Annotated in this window: 8 protein-coding genes; 2 read left to right on the top strand and 6 right to left on the bottom strand. The window is 40.5% G+C overall.

Going from position 1 to position 6,753, the window contains the following annotated elements; translation table 11 throughout:
• Positions 1 to 70: 70 nt before the first annotated feature.
• The 5 genes from rplS to ffh form a co-directional block, all read right to left on the bottom strand.
• Positions 71 to 430 (bottom strand): 50S ribosomal protein L19, encoded by a 360-nt coding sequence (rplS, locus tag H5089_RS15480; RefSeq protein ID WP_002962189.1) that lies wholly within the window; start codon positions 428 to 430, stop codon positions 71 to 73.
• 33 nt (positions 431 to 463) lie between these two features.
• The gene (gene trmD / locus H5089_RS15475) at positions 464 to 1,231 is read right to left on the bottom strand and encodes a tRNA (guanosine(37)-N1)-methyltransferase TrmD (RefSeq protein ID WP_149594286.1); all 768 of its coding nucleotides are present in this window, start codon (positions 1,229 to 1,231) and stop codon (positions 464 to 466) included.
• The gene (gene rimM / locus H5089_RS15470; RefSeq protein WP_182712595.1) at positions 1,231 to 1,767 is read right to left on the bottom strand and encodes a ribosome maturation factor RimM; all 537 of its coding nucleotides are present in this window, start codon (positions 1,765 to 1,767) and stop codon (positions 1,231 to 1,233) included. Before rimM ends, trmD begins: the two co-directional genes overlap by 1 nt.
• Before the next feature lie 17 nt (positions 1,768 to 1,784).
• Positions 1,785 to 2,033: a 30S ribosomal protein S16 gene (rpsP, locus tag H5089_RS15465; RefSeq protein WP_002962192.1), complete on the bottom strand. Its 249-nt coding sequence runs from the start codon at positions 2,031 to 2,033 to the stop codon at positions 1,785 to 1,787.
• A gap of 260 nt (positions 2,034 to 2,293) precedes the next feature.
• Positions 2,294 to 3,673 carry a signal recognition particle protein gene (ffh, locus tag H5089_RS15460; RefSeq protein ID WP_002962194.1) on the bottom strand — a complete coding sequence of 460 codons (1,380 nt, stop codon included), beginning with the start codon at positions 3,671 to 3,673 and terminating at the stop codon, positions 2,294 to 2,296.
• Positions 3,674 to 3,925: 252 nt separating this feature from the next.
• On the opposite strand from ffh, the gene H5089_RS15455 reads away from it, so the two are divergent.
• Entirely contained in the window at positions 3,926 to 4,732 is an 807-nt protein-coding gene (locus H5089_RS15455; protein ID WP_002962197.1) for an inner membrane protein YpjD, read from the top strand.
• 61 nt (positions 4,733 to 4,793) lie between these two features.
• A complete protein-coding gene (locus tag H5089_RS15450) occupies positions 4,794 to 6,062 on the top strand; it encodes an HlyC/CorC family transporter (RefSeq protein ID WP_002962198.1) in 1,269 nt (422 codons plus the stop codon).
• A 48-nt stretch (positions 6,063 to 6,110) separates the two neighbouring features.
• Here the strand turns inward: H5089_RS15450 and H5089_RS15445 are convergent, their stop codons facing one another.
• Complete coding sequence (locus tag H5089_RS15445) at positions 6,111 to 6,722, bottom strand: transglycosylase SLT domain-containing protein (RefSeq protein WP_002962200.1); 612 nt, start codon at positions 6,720 to 6,722, stop codon at positions 6,111 to 6,113.
• Between the last annotated feature and the right edge of the window lie 31 nt (positions 6,723 to 6,753).

The raw sequence follows: 6,753 nt of genomic DNA, 5'->3' as shown, positions 1-6,753 counted from the left end.
ATTCTAAAACCAAAACGGGTTGCAACCCGAAGGATGCAACCCGTTTTTTTGCGTTGATAAACAGCGCGTATTAGTTAAGTTTTTCTCTAATACGTGCAGATTTACCAGAACGCTCACGTAGGTAGTAAAGCTTAGCACGGCGAACTGCACCGCGACGCTTAACTGCTACGCTATCAATAAGAGGGCTGTGCGTTTGGAATACACGCTCAACACCTTCACCGTTCGAAATTTTACGAACTGTGAATGCTGAGTGAAGACCACGATTACGCTTAGCGATTACAACACCTTCAAAGGCCTGTAGACGCTCTTTAGCACCTTCTTTTACTTTTACCTGTACAACCACTGTATCACCAGGGCCAAATGCAGGTACGTCTGTTTTAAGCTGCTCATCTTCAAGCGCTTTAATAATATTTTGGTTTACTTTTGCCATTATGTTTCTCACTTTCCTAGGTGTAACTGTCTTCTAGCCACAAGCTTTTTGGTACTCTTGCTGAAATTCTGCGAGTAATACCGCTTGCTCCTCAGTCAGAGCTAGGTTATGCAACAAGTCAGGACGTCGTAACCAAGTTCTACCTAATGACTGCTTAAGCCGCCACTTTGCTATCTCTTGGTGGTTTCCACTGAGTAATACAGCAGGAACCTGTTTGTCGTCCAATGTTTCTGGTCGTGTATAGTGTGGACAATCTAACAAGCCATCCGAAAACGAATCTTGTTCTGCTGACTGGTTATGACCTAACACACCTGGCACTAATCGCGCTACTGCATCAATTAATGTCATGGCAGGTAGTTCACCACCACTCAAAATAAAATCACCAATTGACCATTCTTCGTCAACATATGATTCTATTATTCTCTCATCTATACCTTCATAGCGACCGGCAATCAAAATCAGTTTATTAGAGTTAGCGAGTTCGCCAGCGCCCTGCTGATCAAGTTTGCGCCCTTGCGGGGACATATAAATTACTTTAGCGCCATCACCAGCTGCTTTTTTAGCTTCGGCAATCGCTTTTTTTAATGGCTCAACCATCATTAACATACCTGGTCCGCCCCCGTAAGGACGGTCATCTACGGTTCTATGCTTATCTAAAGCATAGTCTCGCGGATTCCAACAGTTAAAATCAATTAAACCATTTTTTACTGCGCGACCGGTAACACCTTGGTCTGTAATAGCGTCAAACATGTCTGGAAAAAGGCTTATCACCCCTACCCATAATGAACTAGTTTGCGTCATTAAAAACCAGGATCCCAATCTACGGTAATTTCTCTTGCATCGTATTTAACTTCTTTGATAACTGAATCAGTTAAAAAAGGAATCAAACGTTCAGCTTGACCAAATGCGTCTTTACTGTTTGCTTTCACAACTAGTACGTCATTTGACCCTGTCTCCATAAGGTCATCAACAATGCCTAAGCTATAACCTTTATCGGTTACAACAGACATGCCAATGAGATCTCGCCAATAGAACTCGCCTTGCGGAAGTTCTGGTAAATGCGCTGAATCCATTGAGATTTCAGCATGGGTATAAGCCATTGCTTCGTCTCGGTCGTTTATCTGCGCAAATTTAGCGATAAAGCCTTTGTTGTGGCGACGCCAGTCGACCACTTCTAAGGACTGCCATTTACCTTGCTGCCCTATCAACCACGGGCTGAAATCGAAGATCCCTACGGGATCATCAGTAAATGAATGTACCTTAAGCCAGCCCTTTATACCATATGGGGCACCGAGCTTTCCTACGACAATTATTGATGAGGTGTTCTCTTGACTCATGGTTACACTTACGCCTATTAAGCCGCTTTACGAGCGTCTTTTACTAACTTAGCTACGCGATCTGAAAGAGATGCGCCCTGACCTACCCAGTGTTCAACACGTGGTAAATCTAAACGAATTTTTTCTTCTTGACCTGAAGCAATTGGGTTAAAAAAGCCTACTTTCTCGATGAAGCGACCGTCACGCGAGAAACGGCTATCCGCAACCACAATTTGATAGAAAGGGCGTTTTTTAGCGCCACCACGTTGCAAACGAATAGTTACCATACCGTCCTCTATAAAGATTGACTGTTTTCATTAATAAGATTTACTCCCCAGAATGGGGAGCTGGGGAATTGTACGAGTTTTTGGCAATAACGCAAGTAAGAAGTGAAGCAAAAAGACAGTTTAGTAGGTTAAACCGTGATCTCAACGACAAATTAGGGTTAAAGGTGTATTACATGCATAATTTATTCAACAAAAAAGGAGCTATTTGCTCCTTTAAATATGATTCGCTATTATTTTAAAAAATAACTCAAAAGTATTTTTTAAAACTTAGGACCACCGCCACCCATCATCCCAGGTGGTAACATGCCTTTCATACCACGCATCATTTTAGTCATGCCGCCTTTACCTTTCATCTTTTTCATCATTTTTTGCATTTGCGTAAACTGCTTAAGCAACTTATTAATCTCTTGTACTTGTGTACCAGAGCCAGCAGCTATGCGTTTTTTACGCGAACCTTTGATGATTTCTGGACGTGCGCGCTCTTTTTTAGTCATTGAGCTAATAATAGCTTCCATTTGGATAAATGTTTTGTCACCCATTTGGCCTTTAACAGCATCTGGTAAGTTAGACATACCAGGGAGCTTATCAAGCATCGACATCATGCCACCCATATTTTTCATTTGCTTTAATTGATCAGCAAAGTCGTCAAGGGTAAAACCGGCACCTTTAAATACTTTTTCAGCAACTTTGGCAGCTTGCTCTTTATCTACTTTCATTTCGACTTCTTCGATTAATGAAAGTACATCACCCATACCTAAAATACGCGACGCTATACGGTCTGGATGAAAAGGCTCTAGTGCGTCAGTACGCTCACCCACACCCATAAATTTAATTGGTTTGCCTGTGATATGACGAATAGATAAAGCAGCACCACCACGTGCATCACCATCGGTTTTTGTTAATATTACACCGGTTAGTGGCAGGGCTTCGTCAAATGCTTTAGCTGTATTTGCCGCATCTTGACCCGTCATTGCATCAACAACGAATAAAGTTTCAATTGGGTTGATTGCTTTGTGAAGATCTTTAATCTCGTCCATCATGTTGCTGTCAACATGTAAACGACCTGCGGTATCAACAAGTACTACATCTATAAATTTCTTTTTAGCATGAGAAATTGCAGCGTTTGCAATATCCACTGGCTTTTGCGAAATATCACTTGGAAAGAAATCAACGTCAACTTCTGTAGCAAGCGTTTCTAGCTGCTTAATCGCAGCAGGGCGATAAACATCGGCACTTACTACAAGCACTGATTTCTTTTTGCGTTCTTTTAAAAACTTAGCAAGCTTAGCTACACTGGTGGTTTTACCCGCACCTTGCAGACCCGCTACCATAACAACGGCTGGCGGTTGTGCATTTAGGCTTAGCTCTTCATTGGCCTCACCCATTGCTTTTTCTAGTTCTTCACGCACTATTTTTATAAATACTTGGCCTGGGCTTAAGCTTTTTGTAACTTCAACCCCAACTGCACGTTCTTTAACTTGTTTTACAAACTCGCGAACAACAGGCAGTGCCACATCGGCTTCTAAAAATGCCATACGCACTTCGCGAAGTGTGTCTTTTATGTTGTCTTCAGTCAGACGGCCACGGCCACTGATATTTTTTAAGGTTTTACCTAATCGTTCTTGGAGGTTCTCAAACATGTAACGGTTCCGATAAGACGTTTATATCAATCCATTAAAATTTTACGGTTAGTTTGATTTTCAATTAACCAGGATTGACTTATTAAGTTTCAATTAAAAGTAGTATACCGTATATGGCGTCTTACAATACAGTGTTCAAGTGCACCTTGTTGAGTTTCTTTTTTTAAGGTCTATGCATTTGCTTTGCTATAAAATACAATGGCTATATAACAACAAGGATTATTTTGTCTCAAATTAAGTGGCCCAAGCACAATGCTGATTATTAGTTTAACTATTATTGCCAGTTTATTTTATGTGTTAGCAACGTCTCACGTGCTCTCACGCCTGTTTCATCAACAAGGCCCTAGCCAAAAGGTAACCGTCATATTGAGCACGGTTGCTATAGTGGCGCATATGCTGCTGTTAGTTAACTCTGTTTTTAGATCCGACGGTCAAGACTTAAGTATTGTAAACGTCTCCCTTTTAACATGCTGGGTTATTGTAGTTTCAGTAACAGCTGTGTCGCTAAAGTTCCCTGCCACTTTATTATTGCCCGTTGTTTATGGTTTTGGTGCTTTACTTACAATTGCCAGTTTATTTATTCCTCATCATATTTTACTGCAAAGCATTAATATTGAGGTTGGCTTAGTAACACACATTTCCTTATCCCTATTGGCCTACTGTATTTTAATTATTGCTACTTTATATGGTGTACAGTTCTACTTTATTGATAAACGTTTAAAACGTAAAGATTTAGCAATTGTGCATAGTCACCTTCCGCCTTTGATGGTTGTTGAGCGCCAGCTTTACCAACTCCTTAATTTAGGCACCATATTACTCACGTTCGCATTACTCTCGGGGTTTGTATTTCTTGATGGGATGTTTGCTAAAGAGTTCATTCATAAAACGATATTGTCGTTAGTTGCGTGGGCTATTTTTGCCATTGTAGCCATCGGGCATATGAAAAAGGGTTGGCGCGGTAAACCTGTGGTTATTACGATCATGGTCGCTGCATTTGTCCTCACACTCGCATATTTTGGCAGCCGTTTCATACAAGAAGTAATACTAAATAAGTTTTAACTTGACTCTGCTTGCTCACTCTAGCTTAATACGCATTGATTTATAAGAAAAGGATCCATCGTTGGACGACATATCGACAAGTACCCTATTTATCATTTTAGGTTTTTTGGTGCTTTTTTCTGCTTATTTTTCTGGTTCAGAAACCGGAATTATGTCAATCAATCGTATACGCCTGCGACACCTCGCTAAAGAGGATCATCGTGCAGCTAAACGAGTCAGTAAATTACTTAGCCGTCCAGATAGGCTCATCGGTTTAATCTTAATTGGCAATAATCTTGTCAATATAGCTGCAGCTCAAGTTGCTACCATTATAGGTATTCGCCTTTACGGTGACCTTGGTATTGCTATCGCTACGGGTGTGTTAACTTTAGTCGTGCTTATATTTGCCGAAGTAACACCTAAAACTCTTGCTGCCCTCTATCCTGAAAAAGTTGCTTTTCCAAGCTCAATAATACTTAAAGGGTTACTAAAAATTCTTTTTCCTTTTGTTGTTATCGTTAACTGGATGACCAACGGGATATTGCGATTATTTGGTATTAGTGCCGCTCAAATCGACGAGCACAGCATGAGCAAAGAAGAATTAAAAACAGTGCTCAATGAGTCAGGCGCACTTATCCCTGCTCGCCATCAAAGTATGCTGACCTCAATTTTAGATTTAGAGCAAGTAACCGTTGAAGATATCATGATCCCACGCAACGAAATTGTGGCTATTGATATTAATGATGATTGGAAACTAATTAGTCGCCAGCTTACCCATGCACAACATACTCGCGTGTTATTGTATCGCGACAATATAGATGACGCAGTAGGCTTTATTCACTCTCGAGATGCACTTCGTCTACTTACAAAAGAGCAATTTGATAAACCATCTTTGCTGCGTGCTGTACGCGAAATTTACTTTATCCCAGAGGGAACATCACTTAACACTCAGCTGTTAAAGTTTCAGCAGTCTAAAGAGCGTATTGGCTTAGTAGTAGACGAGTATGGCGATATTCAAGGTTTAGTAACGCTTGAAGATATTTTAGAAGAAGTTGTTGGCGATTTTACAACTACACAAACTCGTACGCCAAGCGAAGAAGTAGAAACACAAACTGATGGCTCTTGTATTGTAGATGGCGGCGCTAACGTACGCGATTTAAATAAAGAGATGGGTTGGGATTTCCCACTAGACGGCCCAAAAACTTTGAGTGGTTTAATTGTTGAATACTTAGAAGATATTCCCGATGCAAATATTAGTCTACGTATTGCGGGCTACCCTATTGAAGTACTTGAAGTAAAAGAGAATATGATAAAACAGGTGAAGATTCAGCCTAATAAGCGTTCTCGCTAAGTATAAAAGGAGCCGATTGGCTCCTTTTTTATATCCATTAATAACTCTCTAGCCAAATATAAGACGTTCAAACCAACCTTTATCAAGCTCGTCTTCACAGCGCTTTAATTGCGCGCCATAACGGCTCGCTCTGTGTTTAACTTTATTTGCTACACCCATTAACCACTTTTTCTTTTTATATGTGCCACGCTTATAGCCACCCCAACCTTCATGATAATTAAGGTATTGTGCGTAAGCATCCCATTTAGAGATTTTATTTACTTTATGCGTTTTATAAACAAACCACGCCATAAAGTCGATTGCATCGTCAAAGTCGTCTCTATCAGCACCATTGTTGCCTGTTTCACGAATATAATCTGACCATGTTGGTGTTTTAGCCTGTGAGTAACCATAAGCATCACTTGCGCGACCGGTTGGAATTATCCATAAGAAGTACTCCATAGGCGGAGCGGCATCATGCTTAAATGAGCTTTCCTGGTACATCATACTCATGAGTACATGCTTAGGAGAACCCCATTTTTCTTGCGCATCTTTTGCGTCAAAATACCAATCAGGTTTTTCTTCAAAGATTTTACATAGATCGTTAGGTTGTTTTGGAGGGGCTGTAGCACAACCAGCTAAAGTAATGGCAAGAGATAAAATAATTGCATTTTTTTTCATTTTTCTAAGATCTCACAGAACTTTTCTAAAA

The organism is Pseudoalteromonas sp. SR45-1, from assembly GCF_014163655.1.
GTDB lineage: Bacteria > Pseudomonadota > Gammaproteobacteria > Enterobacterales > Alteromonadaceae > Pseudoalteromonas > Pseudoalteromonas distincta.
The sequence above is the reverse complement of the archived record's forward strand: the minus strand, read 5'-3'. Positions and strand labels throughout refer to the sequence as shown.

Coding starts and splice junctions, on each gene's coding strand:
- rimM (WP_182712595.1), bottom strand. CDS start 1,767: ATGAGTCAAGAGAACACCTCATCAATAATTGTCGTAGGAAAGCTCGGT.
- ffh (WP_002962194.1), bottom strand. CDS start 3,673: ATGTTTGAGAACCTCCAAGAACGATTAGGTAAAACCTTAAAAAATATC.
- rpsP (WP_002962192.1), bottom strand. CDS start 2,033: ATGGTAACTATTCGTTTGCAACGTGGTGGCGCTAAAAAACGCCCTTTC.
- H5089_RS15455 (WP_002962197.1), top strand. CDS start 3,926: ATGCTGATTATTAGTTTAACTATTATTGCCAGTTTATTTTATGTGTTA.
- rplS (WP_002962189.1), bottom strand. CDS start 430: ATGGCAAAAGTAAACCAAAATATTATTAAAGCGCTTGAAGATGAGCAG.
- H5089_RS15445 (WP_002962200.1), bottom strand. CDS start 6,722: ATGAAAAAAAATGCAATTATTTTATCTCTTGCCATTACTTTAGCTGGT.
- trmD (WP_149594286.1), bottom strand. CDS start 1,231: ATGACGCAAACTAGTTCATTATGGGTAGGGGTGATAAGCCTTTTTCCA.